The organism is Streptomyces sp. NPDC037126, from assembly GCF_055605965.1.
Genome location: NZ_JBVJTD010000002.1, coordinates 54,442 through 78,509, shown reverse-complemented (window position 1 = coordinate 78,509; position 24,068 = coordinate 54,442). Strand labels below are relative to the sequence as shown.

Annotated in this window: 22 protein-coding genes; 13 read left to right on the top strand and 9 right to left on the bottom strand. The window is 70.8% G+C overall.

Annotation, left to right across the window (positions count from 1 at the left end; all coding sequences use genetic code 11):
• Positions 1 to 42: 42 nt before the first annotated feature.
• Positions 43 to 903, top strand: a complete 861-nt coding sequence (locus tag ACZ7FF_RS05360) for a CBS domain-containing protein (protein WP_470809704.1) — start codon at positions 43 to 45, stop codon at positions 901 to 903.
• 12 nt (positions 904 to 915) lie between these two features.
• On the opposite strand, the gene ACZ7FF_RS05355 is transcribed toward ACZ7FF_RS05360, so the two are convergent.
• A complete protein-coding gene (locus tag ACZ7FF_RS05355) occupies positions 916 to 1,626 on the bottom strand; it encodes a response regulator (protein ID WP_470809702.1) in 711 nt (236 codons plus the stop codon).
• Positions 1,627 to 1,658: 32 nt separating this feature from the next.
• Entirely contained in the window at positions 1,659 to 2,315 is a 657-nt protein-coding gene (locus tag ACZ7FF_RS05350; protein ID WP_470809701.1) for a CBS domain-containing protein, read from the bottom strand.
• A 218-nt stretch (positions 2,316 to 2,533) separates the two neighbouring features.
• Here ACZ7FF_RS05350 and ACZ7FF_RS05345 point away from each other — a divergent pair, with 218 nt between their 5' ends.
• Together ACZ7FF_RS05345 and ACZ7FF_RS05340 are read left to right on the top strand one after the other, a co-directional pair.
• Positions 2,534 to 3,439: a universal stress protein gene (locus ACZ7FF_RS05345; protein WP_470809700.1), complete on the top strand. Its 906-nt coding sequence runs from the start codon at positions 2,534 to 2,536 to the stop codon at positions 3,437 to 3,439.
• A 22-nt stretch (positions 3,440 to 3,461) separates the two neighbouring features.
• Entirely contained in the window at positions 3,462 to 4,370 is a 909-nt protein-coding gene (locus tag ACZ7FF_RS05340; protein WP_470809698.1) for a universal stress protein, read from the top strand.
• A 96-nt stretch (positions 4,371 to 4,466) separates the two neighbouring features.
• On the opposite strand, the gene ACZ7FF_RS05335 is transcribed toward ACZ7FF_RS05340, so the two are convergent.
• From ACZ7FF_RS05335 to ppdK, 3 genes are all read right to left on the bottom strand, one after another.
• The gene (locus tag ACZ7FF_RS05335; protein ID WP_470809696.1) at positions 4,467 to 5,021 is read right to left on the bottom strand and encodes an Rv1733c family protein; all 555 of its coding nucleotides are present in this window, start codon (positions 5,019 to 5,021) and stop codon (positions 4,467 to 4,469) included.
• 215 nt (positions 5,022 to 5,236) lie between these two features.
• Positions 5,237 to 5,707: a pyridoxamine 5'-phosphate oxidase family protein gene (locus ACZ7FF_RS05330; protein ID WP_470809694.1), complete on the bottom strand. Its 471-nt coding sequence runs from the start codon at positions 5,705 to 5,707 to the stop codon at positions 5,237 to 5,239.
• 8 nt (positions 5,708 to 5,715) lie between these two features.
• Complete coding sequence (gene ppdK, locus ACZ7FF_RS05325; RefSeq protein WP_470809692.1) at positions 5,716 to 8,403, bottom strand: pyruvate, phosphate dikinase; 2,688 nt, start codon at positions 8,401 to 8,403, stop codon at positions 5,716 to 5,718.
• 252 nt (positions 8,404 to 8,655) lie between these two features.
• On the opposite strand from ppdK, the gene ACZ7FF_RS05320 reads away from it, so the two are divergent.
• The 3 genes from ACZ7FF_RS05320 (at position 8,656) to ACZ7FF_RS05310 (ending at position 11,869) form a co-directional block, all read left to right on the top strand.
• On the top strand, positions 8,656 to 10,374 hold the full coding sequence (locus ACZ7FF_RS05320; RefSeq protein ID WP_470809691.1) for a GAF domain-containing sensor histidine kinase: 1,719 nt from the start codon (positions 8,656 to 8,658) through the stop codon (positions 10,372 to 10,374).
• 153 nt (positions 10,375 to 10,527) lie between these two features.
• Positions 10,528 to 11,229 (top strand): CBS domain-containing protein, encoded by a 702-nt coding sequence (locus ACZ7FF_RS05315; RefSeq protein ID WP_470809688.1) that lies wholly within the window; start codon positions 10,528 to 10,530, stop codon positions 11,227 to 11,229.
• A 34-nt stretch (positions 11,230 to 11,263) separates the two neighbouring features.
• The gene (locus tag ACZ7FF_RS05310) at positions 11,264 to 11,869 is read left to right on the top strand and encodes an Rv1733c family protein (RefSeq protein WP_470809686.1); all 606 of its coding nucleotides are present in this window, start codon (positions 11,264 to 11,266) and stop codon (positions 11,867 to 11,869) included.
• Between the two features lie 41 nt (positions 11,870 to 11,910).
• Here ACZ7FF_RS05310 and ACZ7FF_RS05305 read toward each other — a convergent pair whose 3' ends face one another.
• From ACZ7FF_RS05305 to ACZ7FF_RS05295, 3 genes are all read right to left on the bottom strand, one after another.
• Positions 11,911 to 12,570, bottom strand: a complete 660-nt coding sequence (locus ACZ7FF_RS05305) for a CBS domain-containing protein (RefSeq protein ID WP_470809684.1) — start codon at positions 12,568 to 12,570, stop codon at positions 11,911 to 11,913.
• Positions 12,571 to 12,613: 43 nt separating this feature from the next.
• Positions 12,614 to 13,072, bottom strand: coding sequence for a Crp/Fnr family transcriptional regulator (locus tag ACZ7FF_RS05300; RefSeq protein ID WP_470809682.1), 459 nt, complete (start codon positions 13,070 to 13,072; stop codon positions 12,614 to 12,616).
• Positions 13,073 to 13,452: 380 nt separating this feature from the next.
• Positions 13,453 to 16,140 carry a bifunctional acetate--CoA ligase family protein/GNAT family N-acetyltransferase gene (locus tag ACZ7FF_RS05295; protein WP_470809681.1) on the bottom strand — a complete coding sequence of 896 codons (2,688 nt, stop codon included), beginning with the start codon at positions 16,138 to 16,140 and terminating at the stop codon, positions 13,453 to 13,455.
• A gap of 265 nt (positions 16,141 to 16,405) precedes the next feature.
• On the opposite strand from ACZ7FF_RS05295, the gene ACZ7FF_RS05290 reads away from it, so the two are divergent.
• The gene (locus tag ACZ7FF_RS05290; RefSeq protein WP_470809679.1) at positions 16,406 to 17,245 is read left to right on the top strand and encodes an RNA polymerase sigma factor SigF; all 840 of its coding nucleotides are present in this window, start codon (positions 16,406 to 16,408) and stop codon (positions 17,243 to 17,245) included.
• Between the two features lie 302 nt (positions 17,246 to 17,547).
• On the opposite strand, the gene ACZ7FF_RS05285 is transcribed toward ACZ7FF_RS05290, so the two are convergent.
• On the bottom strand, positions 17,548 to 18,033 hold the full coding sequence (locus ACZ7FF_RS05285; RefSeq protein ID WP_470809678.1) for a MarR family winged helix-turn-helix transcriptional regulator: 486 nt from the start codon (positions 18,031 to 18,033) through the stop codon (positions 17,548 to 17,550).
• A 145-nt stretch (positions 18,034 to 18,178) separates the two neighbouring features.
• Here ACZ7FF_RS05285 and ACZ7FF_RS05280 point away from each other — a divergent pair, with 145 nt between their 5' ends.
• The 6 genes from ACZ7FF_RS05280 (at position 18,179) to ACZ7FF_RS05255 (ending at position 24,060) form a co-directional block, all read left to right on the top strand.
• Positions 18,179 to 19,339 (top strand): PP2C family protein-serine/threonine phosphatase, encoded by a 1,161-nt coding sequence (locus ACZ7FF_RS05280; protein WP_470809677.1) that lies wholly within the window; start codon positions 18,179 to 18,181, stop codon positions 19,337 to 19,339.
• A 135-nt stretch (positions 19,340 to 19,474) separates the two neighbouring features.
• The gene (locus tag ACZ7FF_RS05275; RefSeq protein WP_470809675.1) at positions 19,475 to 20,368 is read left to right on the top strand and encodes an STAS domain-containing protein; all 894 of its coding nucleotides are present in this window, start codon (positions 19,475 to 19,477) and stop codon (positions 20,366 to 20,368) included.
• Positions 20,365 to 20,775, top strand: coding sequence for an STAS domain-containing protein (locus ACZ7FF_RS05270; protein ID WP_470809673.1), 411 nt, complete (start codon positions 20,365 to 20,367; stop codon positions 20,773 to 20,775). Before ACZ7FF_RS05275 ends, ACZ7FF_RS05270 begins: the two co-directional genes overlap by 4 nt.
• Positions 20,772 to 21,221 (top strand): ATP-binding protein, encoded by a 450-nt coding sequence (locus ACZ7FF_RS05265; RefSeq protein ID WP_470809672.1) that lies wholly within the window; start codon positions 20,772 to 20,774, stop codon positions 21,219 to 21,221. The genes ACZ7FF_RS05270 and ACZ7FF_RS05265 overlap by 4 nt, the downstream gene beginning before the upstream one ends.
• Entirely contained in the window at positions 21,218 to 22,264 is a 1,047-nt protein-coding gene (locus ACZ7FF_RS05260) for a SpoIIE family protein phosphatase (RefSeq protein ID WP_470809670.1), read from the top strand. The genes ACZ7FF_RS05265 and ACZ7FF_RS05260 overlap by 4 nt, the downstream gene beginning before the upstream one ends.
• Positions 22,261 to 24,060 carry a PP2C family protein-serine/threonine phosphatase gene (locus ACZ7FF_RS05255; RefSeq protein WP_470809668.1) on the top strand — a complete coding sequence of 600 codons (1,800 nt, stop codon included), beginning with the start codon at positions 22,261 to 22,263 and terminating at the stop codon, positions 24,058 to 24,060. The genes ACZ7FF_RS05260 and ACZ7FF_RS05255 overlap by 4 nt, the downstream gene beginning before the upstream one ends.
• Positions 24,061 to 24,068: the final 8 nt, after the last annotated feature.

The window sequence follows — 24,068 nt, the reverse complement described above, 5'->3', positions numbered from 1 at the left end:
AGACTGGGACGGTAGCCGATGGGACGGAGTCAGGAGGCCGCCGTGAACGCGCACGAGAACTCCCGGGCAGAGGCCGAGGCCCGACGGAACGTGCCCTCCCGCTCCTGGAGGCCCGATGAGGCCGCACGACAGGACATGATGCTGCGCTACCTGGGAGCCCTGGCCACGGCCGCGGCCAAGCAGTCGGAGGCCGCGGCGAAGCTGGCGGATGCCGAGGGGCGGCCGCCGGCGGTACCGCCGAGTCCTTCATCTCCCACCGAGCCCGGGCCGCTGCTGATCCGGGACGTGATGGACGTGCCTTCCGTCCACGTTCACGAAGACCTGCCGTATCGCGAGATCGCCCGTTCCCTGGCACGTGAGCAGGTGGGCGCGCTGCCGGTGGTGGACGCCGACGACCACGTGGTCGGCGTCGTCTCGGAGTCCGATCTGCTGGCGAAGGTCGCCTTCGAGGCCTCCGGTCACCGTCCCGGACGCATAGGCATGCTGCGCGAGCGTCGGATGCATGGGAAGAGCCGTGGTGAGACGGCCGCGGACCTGATGACGAGCCCCGCGATCACTGTACTGCCAGACACGACGGTCGCCGAGGCAGCCTGGCTCGCCGCGCTGTCCCGGCTGAAGCGCATGCCGGTCACCGATCGCCGGGGGCGGCTGGTGGGCGTCGTGCGCCGTGATGCCCTGCTTCAGGCGCTGATCAGGGACGATGCGGCCATCCATGCGCAGGTGCGGGCCATGATCGGCGCCTACTGTCCACCGGCCGACCGGGAGGGTGTGGAGGTGACCGTGCACGACGGCACGGTGGAGCTGAGCGGGCGGATCCCCTCGGCGACCATGGCTAGGCTGGTGGCCGAGGTCGAGGGGATCGACGACGTCGTCGAGGTGAAGAACCTGCTGACCGCCGCCTGAGCGCCCGCCCCTTCACTGATGTGCCTCGTGCGCATGCGAGTCGGATTCGTGCTGGTCCAGGTGGGTCGCCAGGACCGCGGCCTGGACCCGGCGCTGCACCCCCAGCTTGGCCAGCAGACGTGAGATGTGGTTCTTGACGGTCTTCTCCGACAGATACAGCTTCCTGCCGATCTCGCGATTGGTGAGGCCGTCTCCGATCAGCGTCAGGATGTCCCGCTCGCGGGGGGACAGGCCGGCGATCTCTGGCGGCAGGGGCGGGGCCGGGGCGGGGTCGGTGCGCAGGGATCGCATGAGCCGGGCCGTCGTCGCGGGGTCCAGCAGGGACTGCCCCGAGGCCACGGTGCGGACCGCCGTCACCAGGTCCGACCCCTTGATCTGTTTGAGGACGTATCCGGAGGCACCGGCCATGATGGCGTCCAGCAGCGCGTCCTCGTCGTCGAACGAAGTCAGCATCAGGCATGCCGTTTCCGGCATCCGGTCCCGCAGTTCCCGGCAGACCGAGATGCCGTCCCCGTCGGGCAGACGTACGTCGAGAACGGCGACATGCGGGCGCAGCGCGGGGGCCCGGATCAGTGCATGCTCGGCGGTGCCCGCCTCGCCCACCACGGAGATGTCCGGTTCCGCGTCGAGGAGGTCTGCCAGCCCGCGACGTACGACCTCGTGGTCGTCGAGCAGGAACACACGGATCGGCTCCCGCTCACTGAAGGTGCGTGTCTCGGTCATGGCGACCCCATGTGCTGTGGACGTTGACAGGCCTACCGCGGGACGGTGTCGTGAGCGAGGTCGAACTCCACGTCCACCACGCCTTCGACGGCCCTGACGAGGCGCGCCGCCACCGGGACGAGAGCGGTGTCACGGATCCGGCCGGTGAGCGTCACGACACCGTCGTTCACGACCACCCGCACGGCCGACGCCGGCGACGGGAAGAGGTACGAGGTGACTTCGCGCCGTACCTGCTCGGCGATGTCCTCGTCGTCGCGCAGGAAGACCTTGAGGAGGTCGGCACGGCTGACGACGCCCGCCAGCAGACCGGTGCCGTCCACCACGGGGAGCCTCTTGACTCCCTCGTGCGCCATGATGCGCGCGGCCTCGGCGAGGGTCGCGTCGGCCCGGACCGTGACGGCGGGAGCGGTCATGAGGTCTCCCGCCGTGAGCGCGCCCGCCTTCGCGACGTCGACAGGCTGCCTCAGCTGGAGATACCCCGCGTCCGCGTCGTCCCGGAGTTCCTCCTTGGGGAGGAGGTCGGCCTCGGAGACCACGCCGACCACCCTGCCCTCGCCCTCGATCACTGGCAGGGCGCTGACCTGCCAGTCCTGCATCAGATCAACGACCTCCTTGAAGGGTGCCCGGCGGCCGACCGCGGCGACCGTCCGGGTCATGACGTCGCTGACGATGTGCGGGGTGCCGTACATGGTGTCTCCACAAGGACCTCGACGGGATGTCCGGCATCTCCCAGCGTGGGCGGAGGAACAGGGATCGGGCCAGGGGCCGACGGGCCCTTGTACGGGCCCGTCGGGCTTCCATGACGCAGAGGGTCGGTCGGCCCCTGAAGGGGCCGTGTGGCCCCTGATCCCGCGGGAGGGGCGGCGCCACCCTGATACCGCGACCCCTCACTCGGAAGGCGGAGACCATGTCACGAACCGTCACCGTAGGCCTTGAGGACTCGCCCGAGACCGTTGCCGCGGTCGAGTGGGCGGCGCGTGAGGCGCTGATGCGCAGCCTGCCCCTCAAGATCGTTTACGTCTGGCAGTCGCATCCCAGATTCGCGGGCCGGAGCCCACTGTGGGATCCCGAGACCTACCGGCACTGGGCCGAGCAGTTGACACGCGACACGGCCGAAGGCGTCCGACTGCGTCACCCGGGTCTCGAGGTGGTCACCGAGCAGCTGGCAGGGACCCCGACCGACATGCTGTGCGAGGCCGCCGGCTATGCGGAGATGCTGGTGCTGGGCTCCCGAGGCCTCGGCGGACTCGAGGGGTTCATGATCGGCTCGGTCAGTCTGGCCGCCGTGGCCCGTGCCGAGCGGCCGGTGGTGCTGGTCCGGGCGGGCGAGCAGGCCGCCGACGAGCACAGGATGGATCCGGCGGGAGTGCCTTCCGCCGCCACGCCCTTCCGGCCCGTGGTGCTCGGTCTCGACATCGAGCAGCCGAACGACACGCTGCTGGAGTTCGCCTTCGATGCCGCCGCGCGCCGCGAGACCGCACTGCGAGCCGTTCACGCGTGGCCCGAGCCGCCGACCTCCTTCTACCGCTTCGCCGGCGACGCCGAACTCTACGGCTCGCTGGAGCGCGGACAGGCCACCCTCCTGAACAAGGCGCTTCGTCCCTGGCAGCAGAAGTTCCCGGACGTCGAGGTGATCGAGGCGAGCCGGTGCGGCAGTGCCGCGCAGGTCCTCGTCAACGATTCCCGCGACGCCTCCCTGGTGGTCGTCGGCCGGCGCATCCGCACCGGCTTCTTCGGGGCCCATATCGGCCACGTCACCCACGCCGCCCTGCACCACGTCTCGGCCCCCGTCGCCGTCGTCGCACACAGTTGACCCACCCACCGAGGAGAAAACCATGACGGCACCGGACGCCCATGTCCGCAGTGCGCCCCTGGACCTTCCGATCGTCGTCGGTGTCGACGGCCGCGAGCCGAGCCTCAGGGCCGTCGACTGGGCCGCCGACGAGGCGGCCGTGCGTAGCGCGTCCCTGCGGCTGGTGCACGCCTCGCTCTGGGAACGCTATGAGGGCGCGTCCGTGGCCCCCGACCTCGCTGAGCCGTCCGAGGAGATGATGGCCGAGGACATCATCGAAACCGCCGAGCGGCGCGCCCGTCTTCGGCAGCCGGGCGTCAAGGTCACCACCGACGTACTGCCCGAGGAAGCGGAGTACAGCCTGATACGGGAGAGTCGCAGCGCTCTCGCACTGGTCGTGGGCTGCCGCGGCCGCAGCGACATGACCGAGGCGCTCCTGGGCTCCGTCAGCATCGAGGTGGCCGGCCACGCGCACTGCCCGGTGATCGTGCTGCGCGGCAGCCATGACAACCAGGCCCGTGCAGGCGCAAGCGGCCGGATCGTCCTGGGCGTGGGTGAGAGGCCCGCGACGTCGGCCGCCGTACGGTTCGCGGTCGAGGAGGCCCTGCTGCGCGGAGTGCCGTTGGAGGCCGTACGGGCCTGGCGCCGCCCCCTGCACGAAAGTCCCCGCCATCCGCTGATCGTCGGAGAGCCGGCTCACCTGCACGAGCGGCAGGCGACAGAACTGGTCGAGGAGGCGTTGCGAAACGCTCCGACCGACTTGCAGACCCAGCGGCACACGGTCGAGGGTTTCGCACGCGATGCTCTCCTGGCCAGGTCGCGGGAGGCCGACCTGCTCGTCGTAGGGGCTCGTCGGCGGCAGGGCCACTTCGGGCTGCAACTCGGCCGAGTCGCCCACGGCGTACTTCACCACGCGGCCTGCCCCGTGGCCGTCGTACCGGAATCTGCCTGAGCCGGGTACAGGGGGCTTCTACCCCACAGCGCACGCCGAGCGGGCTCAGCGGCCCCCGGCACACGGGAGGTCCCCGCTTCAGCTCGTCCGAGGGCCTCACCGCGGCCCCACCAGATCCCACTCTTTCTCCCAGCGGGCCATGCGACGCCGGTCGAGCCGCGCTCGTGCCACGGCGGCGGCACCGACCGCCGGAGCCGCGCCGGCGAGGGCGGCAGCCACTCCGAAGAGGGCGGCCTCGACATCACCCTCGGTCCGGCCCGTCGGCTGCGAGAGCACGAGGCGGCCCTGGTCGTCCATCCACACCGTCACCCTGGCTCCGGCCTTCAGGCCTTGGCCCACCAGGGTGTGCCCGGTACGAGAGCCGCCGTCGGGAGCCGTCCAGCGCACCGGGCCTTGGACCGGGCCCTTCGCCGACCAGTCCCCGGTGACGCTGCGCGGTGTGTCGGCGAGCAGGGCGGCGGGCACCTGATGCCGTTGGGCGCGCTGCTGTGCGAACTCGTGCTCGGCGCTGCGGACCGTGGCCAGTGCGGCGAGGGCGCCGGCAGCCACCACGACCAAGCATGCGGCCAGGAGGATCCAGGCCTCGACGACATCCTCGTGCCGCCGCAGCGGATTGCTCCGCCACCGCCACAGCCGCTTCGTGGTGCCCATGACGGAACACCTCCTCGCGAGGTCGTCTCCGTAGACGGTGACTCCGAGACGGCCGCGCCCACAGGGGCCGACATGCCTCTGCCGACAGGCCACCCGGTCCCCCATCCGAGCGCGGGACGGACCAGAGGGCCCACCCGGCGATGTGCCGTGCGCGGCATCGTGACGGATGGTGCCTCCCGGGGCAGCCCTGGTACGCCGAGAAGGCGCACAGCGGGCTATGGGGAGCGGGGCGATTGCGCGGCCTGCTGGTCACGTGAGTCGACGAGGAGGATCCCGGTGACCAGTTCGGGACGAATGCGCACCGCCTGATCCGTACCCTCCACGGGCGCCCAGGGCTCCAACAGGGTCTGGATGCGGGCCAGTTCGGTCGGGTCGTGCACCACATGGGCGTAACCGGTGACGACCACGCTCCAGCCGAGGCGGGTATCGGGGTCGATGGCGTCGGCTTCGTAGGCGACGACGACGCCCGAGTCGGCGGTCTGTCCCGCGTGGGACGTCAGGGCCGAGCCTTCGGGGGTGCGGATCACGATGTCACCACGGTCCAGGACGTGGTTGACCGGGCGGACGGTGGGCAGAGCCTGCCGGGTGAACACGATCCGTCCCATCGACACGCTGCCCAGCATGCGCATCGCCTCGGCATGGTCGAGATCGATCCGCCGGCGCGCCGGATCGTGGGTGCGGGTCATGCTCCCTCTCACCTGCTGTCACCGGCTTCCGCGCCGGTCAGCGCCGCCCGGCCGGCCTCCAGGCGGGCCACCGGCACCCGGAACGGCGAGCACGAGACGTAGTCCAGGCCGGTGGCGTGGAAGAAGTGGATCGATTCCGGATCGCCGCCGTGCTCGCCGCAGACGCCGGCCTGCAGATCCGGACGCACCGCACGCCCCTCCTCGACGGCGATCCGGACCAACCGGCCCACGCCTTCCCGGTCGAGTGTCTCGAACGGTGACGCGGCGAAGACGCCCTTGTCGAGGTAGGCGGAGAAGAACGCCGCTTCCACGTCGTCGCGGGAGAAGCCCCAGGTGGTCTGGGTGAGGTCGTTGGTGCCGAAGGAGAAGAACTCCGCCTCCTCGGCTATCCGGCCTGCAGTCAGCGCGGCCCGGGGCAGCTCGATCATCGTGCCGACCGGGCAGCTGACGGGCACGCCGGTCCCCTCACCGACCTCCGCGAGCACCCGTGCGACCTCCTCGCGGGCCAGCCGGAGCTCCTCGACCGAGCCGACCAGCGGAACCATGATCTCCGCGCACGGTGAGCCGCCCGCGCGGGTGCGTTCGACGACTGCCTCGCCGATCGCACGTACCTGCATCGCCACCAGGCCGGGAACCACCAGCCCGAGCCGCACGCCTCGCAGGCCGAGCATCGGGTTCTCCTCGTGCATCCGGTTCACCGCGTCGAGCAACTCCACCTCGTGGGAGCCCGGTTGCTCTCCCCGGGCCTTCACGGCCGCGATCCGCACGGCCAGATCGGTGCGGTCGGGCAGGAACTCGTGCAGCGGCGGGTCGAGCAGCCGAATGGTCACCGGCAGGCCGTCCATCGCCTGGAGAAGACCCGTGAAGTCCTGGCGTTGCAGCGGCAGAAGAGCCGCCAACGCGCGGGCGCGATCCGCCTCCGTACGGGCCAGGATCATGTCCTCGACCAGCTTGCGCCGTTCACCGAGGAACATGTGCTCAGTGCGGCACAGCCCGATGCCCTGGGCCCCGAACCGCCGGGCGCGCGCCGCGTCCTCGGGAGTGTCGGCGTTGGCCCGCACCTCGAGTCTCCGCACGCAGTCGGCGTGTTCCAGAGCTCGGACCACCGCGGAGACGACAGCGTCGGCCTGCTCACCGCACTCCAGGTACCGCATGGTCGTCGAGGCGGCCAAGGGCACGGCCCCGAGATACACGTATCCCGTGGAACCGTCGACCGAGATGACGGTGCCCTCCTCCACGACCGTGCCGTCCCGGGCGGTGAAGAGCCGTGCGTCGGTGTTGACGGCGACGTCCTGCGCGCCGCACACGCACACCTTGCCCATCCCTCGTGCGACGACAGCCGCGTGGCTGGTCTTGCCGCCACGGCCGGTCAGCACCGCCTGCGCGGCAACCATGCCGGGCAGGTCGTCCGGGGTCGTCTCCGCACGGACGAGGACCACCTTCTCGCCGGCACCGGCACGGCGCAGCGCCTCCACCGAGTCGAACACGGCGGCACCCACCGCAGCGCCCGGTGAGGCCGGTACGCCGTGCGCGAGCGGCTCACCGGTGGCGGTGGTGTCGAAGCGGGGGAACATCAGTCGAGCGAGTCCGTCGCCGCTCACCCGCGCCAGGCCTTCGTCGGCGCTGATGAGTCCCTCCTCCACCAGCTCGGCGGCGATGGCGAAGGAGGCCTCGGCCGTGCGTTTCCCCACGCGGGTCTGGAGTATCCACAGCGTCCCGCGCTCGATGGTGAACTCGATGTCGCACAGATCGCGGTAATGCCGCTCCAACGTCTGAGCGTGGTCGCGCAGCCCTCGGTACGAGACCGGATCGAGCCGTTGCAGCTCGGCCAGCGATACGGCGTTCCGCACGCCCGACACGACGTCCTCACCCTGCGCGTTCGGCAGGTAGTCGCCGTAGAGTCCGGGGCGTCCGGTGGCCGGGTCGCGGGTGAAGGCCACCCCGCTGCCGGAGTCCGGGCCGAGGTTGCCGAAGACCATGTGCTGCACGGTGACTGCGGTACCCAGGTCGTCGGGGATGTGCTCGCGGCGCCGGTACAGGCGGGCGCGCTCGGCGTTCCAGGACCGGAACACGGCGAGCACCGCCTGGTGCAGTTGTTCGGTGGGGGACTGCGGGAAGTCGTGGCCCGTCTCGTTGCGGATCAGCTGCTTGTACGTCTCCACGAGCCAGGCCAGATCGCCCGCGTCCAGGTGCAGGTCGTCGGAAGCCTCGCGGGCGCCCTTCAACAGGGTCATGACCTCGTCGAACAGGGCCTGGTCCACGCCCAGGACCGTGGTGCCGTACATCTGGAGGAGCCGCCGGTACGAATCCCAGGCGAAGCGCTCGCTGCCGGACACCTTGGCCAGACCGAGGACCGAGTCGTCGTTCAGGCCGATGTCCAGGACGGTCTCCATCATGCCCGGCATGGAGAATCGGGCTCCCGAACGGACGGACACCAGCAGTGGGTCGTCCGGTTGCCCGAGCGGCCGCCCGACGGTCGTCTCCAGGGCCGACAGGTGCCGGGAGATCTCCGCCGACAGACCTTCCGGTTCGTCTCCGGTTGCCAGGAAACCCCGGCAGGCCTCCGTGGTGATGATGAACCCCGGAGGCACCGGTAGCCCCAGCCGGGCCATCTCGGCCAGGTTGGCGCCCTTGCCGCCGAGCAGTCCGGCCAGGCCACGGCCGCCGTCCCGGAAGTCGTACACATAGCGGTTCATGACGCCACTCCTGGCCCCTCGCGGTGCGGTCTGCTTCCCAGCGTGGAGCGGTGACGGGACGCCGGGGGAGGTGCCCACGGTCCCACACGCGGGGGCCGATCGGCCCTGCCTGCGGAGGGTGTGGCGCGTGCCGGCGTCGAGGCGAGCCCCTTGGCGTCCTGATCGCCGCGCTGCCCCCGCCGTCGCGAAAGACTAATGTGGCAAATGCGCCCGATCGTGCGATATCGCAAGCAAGGGGCCTGGAGGCGCAGGGTGGCAGACCCGGAGGAGCCCACCATTCGATTGCCGCAACTCGGGCTCGATGAGCTGCTGGAGGAGTTGCGGGCACGGATCAGTGCGGCCCGGGGCACCCAGGACCGTGTGCACAACCTGCTGAAGGCGGTGCTCTCCCTGGGACGGGAGCTCGATCTCGAACAGGTCTTGCGCTCGATCGTGGAGGCGGCTGCCGTGCTGGTCGACGCCGACTACGCCGCTCTGGGCGTCATCGGTCCCGACGGCAGCTCCCTGTCCGCTTTCCACACCGTCGGCGTGAGCGAGAAGCAGATCGCGGATATCGGTCACCATCCGGCGGGCCACGGCATCCTCGGTGAAGTGATCCGGCACCCCGAGCCGCTCCGTCTGGAGAAGATCTCCCAGCACCCGGCCTCCTGCGGTTTCCCGCGCCACCATCCGCCGATGAACAGCTTCCTGGGGGTGCCGATCCGGGTGCGGGACCGGGTCTTCGGCAATCTCTACCTGACCGAGAAGCGCAGTGGAAGGCAGTTCGACGAGGACGACGAGTCGGTACTGTGCACGCTCGCCGTCGCCGCGGGGGTGGCCGTCGACAACGCCCGGCTGTACGAGCAGTCCCGGTTGCGTGAGCGCTGGCTCCTGGCGAACGCCGAGATCAGCCACAGCCTCATGTCCGGCAGTGCTCGCACGGAAACCCTCAGACTCATCGCCGAGCGCGCCCGTGAACTGATGGGAGCGGCCTTGGCGGCGGTGGCGATGCCGATGTCCGGCAGCGAGTCCCTCACCGTGGAGATCGCCGTGGGCCTGGACGCGGAGGCCCACCGTGGGCTGGTTCTGCCCCTGTCGGGAACGCTGATAGGCCTCGCCTTCTCCGCAGCCGCCCCGGTCGCGAGCGACGATGTGGGGGAGGACGATCGCATCTCACCGGAGCCGCCGCGGTTCGAGGGGCTGGGACCGGCCGTGGCGGTTCCCATCGGAACCGGACAAGGCGGTGTACGAGGCGTGGTGCTGGTGGCCCGTGAGATGGACCGGCCCGTCTTCTCGGGCAAGGAGACCGAGATGCTGCAGGGCTTCGCCGCCCAGGCCGCCATCGCGATGGAACTGGCCGAGCGCCGCAGGGACGCCGAACAGATCGCCGTGCTGCAGGACCGCGACCGGATCGCCCGTGACCTGCACGACCTGGCCATCCAGCGGCTCTTCGCCACCGGCATGACCCTGCAGAGCGCGGGCCGCCTCATCGAACACCCGGAGGCTGCCGAACGCGTGCTGAGAGCGGTCGACGACCTCGACGAGACCATCAAGATCATCAGATCGGCGATCTTCGGACTGCGTTCTCGGACCGGCGGCGCGGGCGACGGGTTGCGGGCGAGGGTCGTGCGAATGGTCGGCGAGGAAACCCCGGTGCTGGGCTTCGCCCCGAGCGTGCGAATGGAAGGCCTGCTCGACACCGACGTGCCACGCGAGATCGCCGACCACCTCGTGGCGGTCCTCTCCGAAGCACTCACCAACATCGCCCGCCATGCCCACGCCGACCGCGCGCAGGTCGTGCTGACGACCGACGGCCACGAGGTGCTCTTGACGGTCTCGGACAACGGTGTCGGCATCCCGTCCGGCGGCCGGCGCAGCGGGCTCCGCAACATGGCCGAGCGAGCGGAGCAGTTGGGCGGGCGCATGGAGGTGTCCGGGTCCGGCGGGGCTGGCGCCGCGTTGCGCTGGCGGGTTCCTCTCTTCACCGGATGAGTGAAGCCGCGCTGCCTCGGGCCACGGGACTCAGGGCACCTGCGGACGAGCGAAAGGCCCCTGTTACGGGCCACTTGGCCCATGTCGGGGAGGCGGGCGGTCGGCGCAGCCTGGACGTGTCGCAGAACGGCACACAGTCCGCTGGAGGACGCCATGAACGGCACCCCCACCGTCGTGAACGACGTGATGACCCGCACGGTCGTCGCCCTTCGCACGGGGGCGGCGTTCAAGGAGATCCTGCGGACGATGCAGGAATGGCAGGTGAGTGCCCTCCCGGTGCTGGACGACGGCGGGCGTGTGGTCGGTGTGGTGTCCGAGGCGGACCTGCTGTGCAAGGAGGAGTACGGCGAAGGCGTCGTGGACCGGTACGGGCGGACAGGTCACCTCGCCGATGTCCGCAAGGCCGACGCGGTGACGGCGGGAGAGCTGATGACCGCACCGGCCGTCACCGTGGCGCCCGGTTCTCCTCTGGCCCAGGCCGCGCGCACCATGGCACGCAGAAGGGTCAAGCGACTGCCTGTCGTGGACCCCGACGGCCGTCTGGCGGGCATCGTCAGTCGGTCCGACCTGCTGAAGGTCTTCCTGCGGAGCGACGCGGACATCGCCGAGGACGTCCGGCGGGACGTCGTCGCGCGGTTGTTCGGCACACAGGGGGAAGCGATTCGGATCGGCGTGCGCGACGGCGTGGTCACACTCTCCGGCCAGGTACACGAGGCTCCACTGATTCCGCTCGCCGCCCATCTGGCGCGGACCGTGCCCGGCGTGGTGGACGTGCACTGCGCGCTGACCGGCCTGCCCCGTCACGCGGATCCAGTTCCGTCTCCGCCGGACCCCCAGCGGTCGGCGTCCGCCTGACGACGGCCGGCGTCACGCCCGAGGATGCGGACCGATGACGGCGATACCGCCCACCAAGATGAGCAGGGAGTGGCTGTGGCGCTGGCGGCGCAATCCGCTCAAGCGGCGCAGTGACGTCGTCGAGGCCTGGATCGTGCTGTTCACCTGGGCCCTTGCCCTCCTCGTCGGAGTTGCCGGGGGCGCGGTCGCGGCACGGGCGACCGACTCGGCGTTCGCGGCCCGGCGCGCTCAGGTGCACGCGGTGTCCGCCGTGCTCATGGACGAGGCACCGAAAATCCCGCTCGGCGTAGGCGGCGGCGATGACGACGGCCGCGTGTGGGTGACCGTGCGCTGGACGGACGCGGACGGCTCTGTGCACACAGGTCTTGCCGACGTCCTCCCCGGCGCGCCCGCGGGGAGCAGACTGACCGTGTGGGCGGACGGTCACGGCCATCTCGCCTCCCCGCCCCTGAGCGGGACGGAGGCGATGTTGCAGATGGTCCTGACGGGTGCCCTCGCTGCCCCGCCGGCGGCCGCGGCGGTCTGGGCCGGAGGCCGGCTGATCCGTGCGAGGCTCGTGCGGCGCCGCCTCGCCGATTGGGACGCGGAGTGGAATCAGGTCGGCCCGGAGTGGGGCAGCCTCGGCGGGGGACGGAGCTGACGGCCGTCACTGACGACGCCGTCCCGCTCCGTGGTCGGCGTTCAGTGACGCTCGCCATCGACGGCGACGAGCCGGCAGTCCACACCCACGACGCCCTCGACCCCCCGCACCAGACGGGTGGCGAGCGGGATCCGCGCGGCGTCCGGGACGCGACCGGTGAGGGTCGCGACCCCGTCGGTCACCATGATGTGCACAGGTTCGATCGGGGCCGGGAAGAGGACGTCGACGATGTCCCGGCGGATCTCGTCGGCCAGTTCGCTGTCCGGGCGCAGAAAGACCTTCAGCAGATCGCCGCGGCTGACCACGCGCTCGAGCACGCCGTCGGCGCTCACCACGGGCAGTCGCTTGACGTGCCGCAGCGCCATGATGCGTGCCGCCTCGGCCAGCGTGGCGTCGGTGTGCACGGTGACCGCCGGCGTGCTCATCAACTCCTCGGCCGAGACCGCTCCGGCCTTGGCGAGGTCCGGCAGGCGGCGCAGCTGGGTGTACCGGTCCGGGTCGCTGTCACGGAACTCCTCCTTGGGCAGCAGGTCGGCCTCGGACACCACTCCGATCACCCGCCCATCGCCCTCCAGCACCGGAAGTGCGCTGACCTGCCACTGCACCATGCGCTCGACGATCTCCTTGAACAGGGCCTCGCGGCCGACCGCCACTGCGGCGCGCGTCATGACGTCACCCACCCGGTGCGGGCTGCTGTGCATCTTCACTCCTCGAAATCCCGGGCTGTGCCGAGCACTGCCGCGCTCACGCCAGGGTGCCGCCGCCGTACGGGGCGTACAGGTCGAGCAGGCGGACGCGGGAGGCGTGCAGCCGCTGAGCGGCCACCCGTCCCACCCACGTGGCTACGGCCCGGCCGAACTCGGCGTCTTCCGCGCACATCGTGCGCACGACCTCGGCGTCGAACTCCCAGGCCCGCACCGGGCTCGTCGCCTCCGCACCGAGGTGCCAGATGTAGGGCGGGAAGTGCCACGACCAACCGACCAGTTCACCGCTTCCCAGCGTCTCGATGAGCGCGGCACGACGGCCGGGGACATGCAGGTCGAGGGCTACGGTGCCGGTACGCACGATCCAGAAGCGATCGGCCCGATGTCCCTCCTCGAACAGGCGGGTACCGGCGTCGAAGGAGACCTCACGGCCCAGGCGCATCAGCCGTTCGCGATGGACGGGCTCGAGGGCGGCTTTCACGGCGGTGACGGAGGTCATGGCACCCGCTCCCTTCATGGGATCGTCCATGCCAGCATGCGCGCTCCCCGGCGGCATCGCCACGGGCCGCCCGGACCCGGGTGTGGGCTCTTCGGCCCATACGCCGGATCGGCCGCCGCCGCACGGCGGGGGCACCGTGGGAGGACCCCGTGAGGGCGGCGGCCGGGTCCTTGCACGACTGGACGGGAAGGGCCACCCGCTTCTCGCGGATCCGGATTGCGCGGTGCGCGGCTGCCGGCCGCTTCTCCGCGTCTCCCACGGGTCCTTCCCGCCACTACCAGCACACCACTGGTGTCGTTGGTTCACCAGAGCCGATGGTCCCTGATACGGCGACGAGCGGCGGTCTGGGGGGACGCGGCGCATGCCCGTCGGCTGCTCGATCAGCGCAGGCGGCGGAGATACGGGTCGTGTGGTCGGCGTGGGACGAGCCGTACCCGTGTGTCGAGACTGGTGACGCCGTGCGGCCCGGCCAGGACGGGGTTGAGGTCGGCCTCCGCCAGCTGGGGAAGGTCCGTGGCCATCCGGGAGAGGCGGTGCAGGAGCTGTCCCAGGCGGTCGAGGTCGGTGGCGGGGCTGCCGGCGTAGCCGGACAACAGGGGGGAGCAGCGCGGGGAGGTGAGCAGGTCGTGTACGTCGAGGTCGGTCAGCGGGGCGAGCCGGGCGGCGTGGTCGGCGAGCAGCTCGGTCGCGGTGCCGCCGAGACCGAAGACGACGAGCGGTCCGAAGACCTCGTCCTGAACGACACCGGCGAACAGCTCGGTACCGCGTTCTGCGAGTGGCTGGACCACCACACCGGTCATCCGATCGCCGAACCGGCTGACGAGATCCCGGTGGGCGGCCTTGACCTGGCCGGCGTTCCGCAGATCGAGATGGACAGCATGCTGCTCGCTCTTGTGCACGAGTCCCGGCCAGTACGCCTTCATGACGACGCGCCCGTCGGGTCCCCTGAGCCGGTCGGCCGCGGCGACCGCCTCGTTCTCGTCCCGTGCCCAGACCCAGGGGATCTGCGGAATGCGATAACAGCCCAGGAGCGCGGCGGTCGTCTGCGGATCCAGCCAGCCACCCTCCGGAGCGGCATCCAGGAAGGTTGCCGCCAGTTCGCGCGCCCGTCCGGTCTCCACGTCCGGCAACTCCGGTACGACGCTGGAAGGCCTGCCCAGCCAGCGGGCTCGGGTTGCGGCATGGGCCAGAGCGCGTGCGGCGTCCTCGGCGTCGGAGTACGCGGGCACCCTGCCCTCGTCGGTGGTCGGCAGTAGCTCGACCCGGGGCGACTGCGCGGGGAGCACCGCAACCACGGGCCGTGTCAACGGCAGCGGCGCGACGGTCAGGGCGCGCTGCAGCTCCTCGCCCGTCGCCGTGGCGACCGCGGTCGGGACCAGAGCCACGAGGACGGCGTCGACGGCACCGTGGCCGGCCAGCAGACCGATGCACGCGCGCAGCTGTTCCTCCCCCACGGTGGCTGTGGCGTCGACGGGGTTGGTGACGGTGGCGCCGCTTGGCAGCAGGTCGAGGAGCTCGTCCACCAGGTCCGCGGGGAGCGGCGGCACGACGAGTCCGGCGTCGGCGCAGGCGTCGGCGGCCAGGACCGCCACCCCGCCCGCGTTGCTGACAACGGCGACCCTGGTGCCGGCGGGCAGCGGTTGGGAATGCAGCAGGGCCGCGGTGTCGAGGAGTTCGCCGATCGTACGGGTGGCGGTGATGCCCGCCTGGGTGAACAGGGCCTGACGGGTCATGGCCGGGGTGGCCGCGGCCGCGCTGTGCGAGGCGGCGGCTCGCCGGCCGGCCGCCGAGCGGCCCGCCTCCACGGTGAGCACGGGCATCCTGCGGGTGACACGACGCGCGGTGCGGGAGAAGGCACGGGGATTGCCGAAGGACTCCAGGTGCAGCAGCGCCAGATCGGTGTGCCCGTCGCTCTCCCACCACTGCAGCATGTCGTTGCCGCTGACGTCGTACTTGTCGCCGAGCGAGACGAACGTGGAGACGCCGATGCCGAGCCGGGCCAGTCCGTCCAGCAGCGCGATGCCCACTCCGCCGGACTGCACGGCCACCCCGGCGGTGCCGGCCCCGGGGTGGTGCGCGGCGAAGGTGGCGTCGAGGCGGATGCCGGCCTCGGTGTTGGCCAGCCCCAGACAGTTGGGGCCGACCAACCGCATCCCGTGGCGTCTGCACACGTCGATCAGGGCCGAGGACTGGTGGGTGTCCAAGCCTGCGGAGACCACGAGCAGTGACCGCACGCCCGCCTTCCCGCATTCCTCCGCCACGCCGGGGACGGCGGCGGCAGGGAGGGCTATCACCGCCAAGTCCGGCACCTGGGGGAGGTCGGCGACAGACCGGTGGGCCCGTACCGTGGCGATCGCGTCGGCCTCCGGATGCACCGCGAACAGGCGCCCGTCGTAGCCTCCGTTCTCGATGTTGCGCAGAATCGCGCGCCCGACCGACCCGGGTGTGCGGCCCGCACCGATCACCACGATTGCACGCGGGCGCAGCAGAGACTGGAGACTGACGACATCGGCGACGAGCGCCCGAGTTTCGACAGCACTCAAATACGTCTCGTCTTCGGTGAGTTGGATCGTGCAGCTGACTTCCGGGCCTTCGAAGGCGCGGGTCACGCGCAGCCCCAGGTCATGGAACACCCTGAGCACTTCGTGGTTGTCGGCGAGGGCATCGGCTCTGAACGCCGTGACGCCGGCGCCGCGGGCGGCGTCGGCCGCATGCTCCAGCAGCAGTGTGCCGACGCCTTGGTGGTGCCAGTCGTCGGCTACGGCCAGCGAGACGTCGGCGGTGTCCGTGCCTGGCAGTACCTCGTACTCGGCCAGGCCCACCAGATGCCCGTCGACCTCGGCAGCGAGCGCGCAGTATCCGGGTCGTTCTCCTGCGGCGACCCGGTCGGCCGCCCACCGAGCGGATGTCGGGCCGGCGGAGAAGAAGCGAAGCCGAAGGTTCTCCGGTGACATCTCCTCGTACAGCCGCAGAACCTCGTCGCGGTCGGCCGGGCCGGCCCGCCGTATCCGCGCGGTCGTGCCGTCGGTCAGCAGGGCGTGGACGGGCGCTTCCTGGATGCTGGTCATCGCGAGATCTCCTTCGGGACGCTGAGGCTTCAGCGTCCGGCCGGTCGAGTGGGCCTCACAGGGGCTGACCGGGCAGCACCGAGGGCCGAGCGGCCCCACGGGCTTGGGGCCGAGTCCGGGCAGGTCGGCCCGGTGCCCGTGCTGTTACCGGTTCGGGGCCGCGCCGACCAAGTCACGGGAGTGCTGGTCGGCGCCCGGGGTACGCGGATGCTTACCGGAGCCTGGACCCGCGGGGACGAGGCTGAGCGACTGGGAGGGGCGCATCATGGCGACAACGACCGTGCAGACTGCCGAGCAGGCGGGCGTGCCGGAGATCGCCGACCCCTCGAGAGTCGCACCGAAGGACGCGCGGGAGTTGTCGAAGCTGTTCTTCGAGCAGCTGGCGGTGCTGGAGGAGGGCACGGCCGCCTACAGCTACGCGCGCAACACGCTGATCGAGATGAACATGTCCCTGGTCCGTTTCGCGGCCGGCCGGTTCCGCAGCCGTGGGGCGGAGGAGATGGAGGACATCGTCCAGGTCGGCATGATCGGCCTGATCAAGGCGATCGACCGCTTCGAGCTGTCCCGTGAGGTCGAGTTCACCTCCTTCGCCGTGCCCTACATCGTCGGCGAGATCAAGCGGTTCTTCCGTGACACGACCTGGGCCGTGCACGTGCCGCGTCGCCTGCAGGAGGCCCGGGTCCAGCTGGCCCGCGCAAACGACGAGCTGCGCAGCCGACTGGGCCGGGCGCCCACGACCAAAGAGCTCTCAGAACTGATGAGCCTTCCGGAGGACGAGGTCGTCGAGGCCCAGCTCGCCTCCAACGGCTACAAGTCGGCTTCCCTCGACGCAGCGCTCAACAGCGGTGAAGACGGAGAGTCGGCGCTGGCGGACTTCATCGGTGACGAGGACGCCGCACTCGGCCTGATCGAGGACTTCCACGCCCTCGCCCCGATGATCGCCGAACTCGACGACCGCGACCGCAAGATCATCCACTGGCGCTTCGTCGAGGAACTGACCCAGGCCCAGATCGGTGAACGTCTCGGCGTCTCCCAGATGCACGTCTCACGGCTGATCTCCCGCCTCCTGGCGCGCCTGCGCGAAGGCATGCTCAGCACCACCTGATGGTCGGGGTGCCGGCATCCGGGCGGAAGCCCCGCTCTCCTCGCAGAGCAGAGAGAAATTGCATATGAGTGCGTGCGCGGGGTCCTGCCGGTCGGGCAGGGCCCCGCAGCGGCGTGGAGAGCCGCCGGTTCCGTCCACGCGTGAGCTGTTGTCGTTTGACAATTGTTACCGCGAGGCAACAAAGTAGCGGCCGTGGCGCCGTGTGAGGAAGGAGGCGCGATGTCCTGGTGGGCGGAGACAGCTCTGCGTGCCGGCAGGCGAAGCCTCGAAGCGTCGCGGCGGTCGGCGGGCCGGCTCCGGGCTCAGGCCGTCTGGCCCCCGGTGTGCGGGAGACCGTCGTGTATCTGCAGTGCCGCAGCGTCGCAGAACGCCTCCAGCCCGGCAAGGAACGGGGTCCGCTTGGCGGCGGGCATCAGCTTCAGTACGGCCTGCAACTCCTGCTCCCGGCGTGCGCGCAGGTCGTCCAGGAAGGCGCGGCCGCGGTCGCTGAGGTGCAGTCGCACCTCGCGGCGGTCCGTGGGGCTCACGGCACGCTCGACGAAGCCGGCGGCCACGAGTCGGTCACAGAGTCGACTGGTGGACGGAGGTGTGGAGGCGAGAGAATCGGCAAGGGAGCGCAGGTTTATGCCGTCCTGGTGTTCGAGCACGAGCAGCACGCGCATCTGGGACGGAGAGGCCGGCGCAGTGGAGGCCCGGCCCCAGAGGACTTCCAGCAACTCCACGGCCGTCAAGGTCACGCGCGCGACCTCGACCGGCTCGGGGCGGGGGCGGAAGACAGTCACCGTCACACTCTCGCAGGCACCTGGGACGGCCGCCAGCGTACTGGGTGCCGAGAGCGGCGAGACATCGTCTGGACTGGCGTAGCGCGACCCGGACTGCCTCGCCGTCCGAGCGAGGTTCGTTTGTGCCCGAAGGATTGGTGTATTCGGCATCGTGACCAGATTTGTGACCGCTGAGCGTGCTCTGCGCACGGCGGCCCCGCACGAGTTGCTCGACGCTGTGCGCCGTGTGCTCGTCGAGGAGTACGCGGCGCAGGCCGTCGAGCTCTACCTGGCCGACTACGGCCTCACCGTCCTGCAACCGGTGTCGGTGCTGCCGCTCACCTCGGAGTCGGTTTCGGTGCACAACAGCCCCGCCGGACGTGCCTTCGGCGCCCAGGAGCCGTTCGTGGAGAGTCCGCAGGACGATGCCGTGCGCGTCCACCTGCCGGTCACGGTGCGCGGGGACCGGCTCGGTGTGCTGACGGTCACCCTGCCGGACGAGGAAGGGGTCGGTGACCTTCTCGGCGAGCTCGTGGACATCGCCGAGGTGCTGGCGCACGAGGTCGTCGTGGCCGAGCGCGACACGGACGTCTACCTCCAGGCGAGGCGCAAGGACCGGCTGACCCTGGCCGCCGAGATGCAATGGCAGCTCCTGCCCGGCCGTTCCTGCTCCCGGCCCGAGTACGACCTGGGGGCCCAGCTGGAGCCGGCGTACGCGATCTACGGCGACAACTTCGACTGGTCCGCCACGGCGGAGCGTCTGATGCTCTATGTCACCAATGGCATGGGGGAAGGTATCGAAGCATCCCTGCTGACCAACCTCGCCGTCAACGCTCTGCGCAACGCCCGGCGGGCCGGTATCGCCATCGACGACCAGGCCGCTCTGGCCGACCAGGCGGTGTACGCCCACTACCAGGGTCGCTGTTACCTCTCGGTGCTGATGCTGGACTTCGACCTCGTGACGGGCAGGGCGAAGCTGGTGGACGCCGGTTCCCCGCAGCTGCTTCGGCTGCGCGACGGTGTCGTCCAGCGTGTCACCTTCGAGGCGCAGCTCCCGCTGGGGATGTTCGAGGAGACCGACTACAGGGCTCAGGACTTCCAGGTCGAGCCGGGCGATCGGCTCGTCTTCGTCAGCGACGGGGTGTACGCGGTCGCCTCGCCCGACGGGGAGGCGTGCGAGAACGCCGCCCTTGCCCGGGCCATCCTCTCCACCCGGCTCCTGCCGGCCGCGGAGGTGCCGCGTGCCGTCCTGCGGGAGCTGACCGGGCATCGTGGCCGGTCCGTCCCGAAGGACGACGCCCTGGTGGTCTGCCTGGACTGGCGCGGACGCTGAGCTGTCGGCCGCACGCCGTGAATGTGTCGATGCTGTGTCGTTTCCTCGGCGCATGCAGAGTTAGTGATTGTCATGTGGCAATAATTGGCTGCGTTGTGTCGATCCCGACGCAGCAGCCTGTTCTCAAGGGAGACGATGCAGGTGTCGGAGCAGGCAGCGGCCGGGTCGGCGGCGCGGGAGCTGGGAGCGTTCCTGGAGCGCCGTCGCGAACAGATCGCCCAGCGATGGGCGGACACGCCACTGTTCCGTACGGTCTTCACCGTCTCCCGCGACGAGGCCGTCGAGGCGTGCAAGACCGTGGTGGACGCCCTTTCCGAGGTGGCGTCGAGCGGTCGGCTGGAGGACGTCGCGGCCCCAGGGTTCGACTCGGCGCGCGAGCAGCTGGGGCGTATGGCCGCCTCCCGGTCTCGTGGCGGGTTCAGCCCGGCCCAGATCGCGGACGAGGCCGCGCGCCTGCGAGTGGCGGCCGCCGGGGTGCTGGGCTGCGAGAGCTCCGGCCCGGCCGATCCTGAGGCACAGGACGTGCTGCTGGCTCTGACCGTGCTCATGGGAACCCTGCGCCTTGTGATCATGGAGACGACGGTCAGCGCCGGCGAGGAACTCATGGCGCGCCAGCGGCAGCAGCTGCTCGAAGTGGCCACCCCCGTGATCAAACTCTGGAACGGCATCGTCGCGGTGCCCCTGATAGGCACGCTGGACAGCGCCCGCAGCCAGGTGGTCATGGAGTCCCTGCTTCAGGCCATCGTGGACCAGCGCGCCCGCTACGCGATCCTCGACATCACCGGCGTCCCCACGGTCGACTCGCTCGTCGCACAGCATCTGATGAAGACGGTTGCTGCGGCGCGGCTGATGGGCGCCGAGTGCATAGTCTCCGGCATCCGCCCGGCCATCGCACAGACCATCGTCCACCTGGGCATCGACCTGAGTTCGGTACTCACGCGCAACTCGCTCTCCGACGCCTTGGCCTACGCGCTCGACCGGCAGGGCATAGAGGTCTCGCACCGTGTGGCCGATGTGAGCCCGCGATGACCGTCCCACGCCCGGGCAACTCGGTCTCGGTGCCGATCCTGGCGCTGGACGGCATCCTGCTGGTCAGCCTCCAAGGGGAGCTGCACGACGGCATGGCCGATCAGCTCCAGCAGGACATAAGCCACTGCGTCGCCCGCAGTGGGGCGACCGGCGTGGTCATCGACGTCTCAGGCGTCGAGATCGTCGACTCGTTCCTAGGAAGGGTCATCGCCGAGATCGCTGCCAACGCCCGCCTGCTGGCCGCCCGTACCGTCCTCTGCGGGATGCGGCCGGCCGTGGCGATCACCCTGGTCGAGCTGGGACTGACCCTGCCCGGCCTGGTGACCACGCTCGATGTGGAGCGCGCTCTCGAACTGCTCCGCCGATGCCCCTCGGCCGTCCCTGGCAGACGTGAGGGGTGCACGTGACACAGACCTCCGACCCCGCCACCACGACCAGCCTGCCGATCGGCTCGGACGCCGATCTCGCAGGGGTGCGCCACCGGGTGCGGCAGCTCGCGGCCGAACTGGGGTTCGGGCTCGTGCAGCAGACGAAGCTGGTCACCGCGGCCAGCGAGCTGGCCCGCAACACCCTGATCCACGGCGGTGGGGGAGAGGCGAAGTTCACCCCGCTGATCGACGGCCTGACGCGCGGGCTGCGGCTGAGCTTCATGGACACCGGCCCCGGCATTCGCGATGTCGAGCTGGCGATGACCGACGGCTACACCACCGCCGGCGGCCTTGGGCTGGGCCTGAGCGGAGCCAGGCGGCTGATGGACGAGTTCGCCATCGACACCGGGCCCGGCCGGGGCACCGTCGTGACCGTCACCGCCTGGGTCACCGGTGCCCACGGCGTTCCTGCGGGATCGCGATGACGCGCGTCTGGGACATCCCGGTGCACGACTCGACCCGAGTGCGGGACGTGCGCGTGGCGACCGAGGAGGCCGGCGCCCATGCCCGCCTGGACGCGCACCGCACCGCGGTCGCCGCCCTGGTGGCCACCGAGCTGTCCACCAACCTGCTCAAGCACGCCGGTGGCGGCCGCCTGGTGATCGACCTCGTCGGCGGTCCGGGAGCGGACCCGCGCGGTCCGGCGGTGCAGCTCGTCGCCCTTGACCACGGTCCCGGCATCGGTGATGTCACCACGGCCATGCGGGACGGCTACACCACCAGCGAGACCTCACTCGGTGCCGGTCTGGGCACGTGCCGGCGCATCTCCAACATGTTCGATCTGTACAGCACCCCTCGGGGCACCGTCGCGGTGGCCCGCATCGCCCAGGATGCCGCCCCTGACAGGGGCGCGCCGGCCTGCCGGGCCGGAGGGGTCAACGTCCCACTCGACAGGGCCGAGCACTCCGGAGACATCTGGAGCTGCGTACGCTCCAGCGCACGGACGACCCTGCTGCTCGCCGACGGCCTCGGCCACGGAGCCAAGGCCGCTCAGGCGTCCAGCACCGCAGTGGACGAGCTCCACCGTGTCCGACATCTGCGACCCGCGGAGATCCTGCGCCGGATGCACTTGGTGCTGCGCCCCACCCGCGGGGCGGCGATCGCCTTGGCCCAGCTGGATACCGACATCGGGGGACTGGAGTTCGCGGGGGTCGGCAACGTGGGCGCCCGGCTGCACGCTGCCGGCTCATGGGAACACCTGACCTCCCATCCCGGCATCGTGGGCGCCCAGTTCCCGGCGACCGTACCCGTCCATCGCTCACCCTGGAGGCCCGGCAGCCTGCTCGTCCTGCACAGCGACGGGCTGCCCGGCCGGTGGGTGCCGCCGGACGATCCCCAGCTGCTCGCGCGGGACCCAGCCGTGGTCGCGGCGACCGTCCTCCGGGACGCCAGCAGCGCCGCCAGTCCCGTACGCGACGACACCTGCGTGGCCGTCCTGGCCCCGGAACGTCCGGTCGGGTACGCGTGATCCCGCCGGACGTTCACGACGTCACCTCTGTCACCGAGGCCGTCCGCGCCCGCCTCCTCGCCGCGAGACTCACGGCGACCGCGGGAGTACCCGCGGTCGAACGAGCCCGCTTCCTGACCGCCCTCCTGGCTCGCCTCCGCGAAGGCCTGGACGAAGGAGGAACGGAGGTCACCATCACCGTTCAGCCGGCCAGGCCCGATGAGACCGTGCTCGTGCAGGTCGCCGGGAGGTCCCTCGCACCCGAGCTGTGCGGCAAGCCGCCCTGGCGGCTGACTGTCGCCTGTCCCAGCCCTCCGGGGCGGGAGTCGTCCCAGCCGTACGCGAACGACATCACCCACGCCGAAGCGCTCCTGGCGGCGGACGCGGAGATCGCGCCGATCCTGCGCAGACTGGACGAAGCAGAGCGACAGCTCCGTCTGCACCGCGAGGAGCTGTACCAGACCAACCAGGGCGTGCTCGCCCTGCACGCCGAACTCGACGACGCCGCACGAACCCAGCGCGACCTGCTCGACGCCGAACGGGCCGCAAGCGGCGAGGCCGAGAAGGCACGACGCCTGCTGACCTTTCTCGGCGACGCCAGCGCGGTCGTGACCGCGTCCCTCGACCCGGAGGACATCCTGCGGTGCCTTCCCCGACTGCTGGTCCCCGAGTACGCGAGTCAGGTCGACGTCTGGCTCTTCGACGAACCGGCGGGCATGAAAGGCGCCCACTCCGCCGCAGCGGTCGCAGCAGCCCGCCTCGACCGCCCGCAGCACGCCGGGCCGCGCCCCGGCGCGCTCCCGGGCGTCGACGACCTCCCGCCCTCCGCGCTCTCGCCTGACCGGCCGCTGCTGTGCATCCCGCTCACCGTGCGACGCACCTCGGGTGTGCTGACCCTGACCGCGTCCGGCGACCGCTTCGACGAGGCCACCAGTGTGATGCTGGTCGAGCTGGCCCGGCGGACCGCCATCGCCCTGGACAACGCCCGCCGCTACGAACAGCACCGGGACACCGCCGAAGCCCTGCAACGTGCCCAGCTCACCGACCTCCCCACCATCGAAGGCCTGCGCCTGGCAGCCCGGTACCTCCCTGCCACCCGTGGACTCAACATAGGAGGCGACTGGTACGACGCCTTCCCCCAGCCCGACGGCAGTCTGCTGACCGTGGTGGGCGACGTCACCGGACACGGCCTGCGCGCCGCCGTCATCATGGGACAGCTGCGCACCGCCCTGCGCGCCTACGCGATCGAGGACGACAGCCCCGCCCGGATACTCACCCGTCTCCATCGCATGCTGCGTCACCAGCAGCCGAACCTGTACGCGACCGCGGTGCTCGCGCGCTTCCGGCCCGGCGACCCCCACATCGTGTGGGCCGCCGCCGGCCACCCTCCGGCGCTGGTCCGGACGCCCGCCGGCGCCGTGCGCGTTCTGGACGCCAGACCCGGAGTCATGCTCGGGGTGCCCATCGACTTCGAGTACGAGGACCACACGGCCCAACTGCCTCCCGGCTCCACACTCGTCCTTTACACCGACGGTCTGGTGGAGCGGCGAACTCACGGCATGGACCCCGGTATCGAGCTGCTCGGCCGGACCCTTGCCGCGCTCGGCGATCCCCACGTGGAGAACCTCGACGCGTGCGCCGAGTCCTTGCTCAAGCCCCTCCTGCACGACCACGAACGCGACGACGACGTCTGTCTCCTCCTGTGTCGTACGGCTCCGCCGGAAGGCGATGGACCGGCGCCGACCGGCAGTGCCGGAGCCGAGCCTTACGTACGGTCGGCTGCGGCACCCACTCCGCACGAGAAGCGATCGCGATAGCGTGGAAG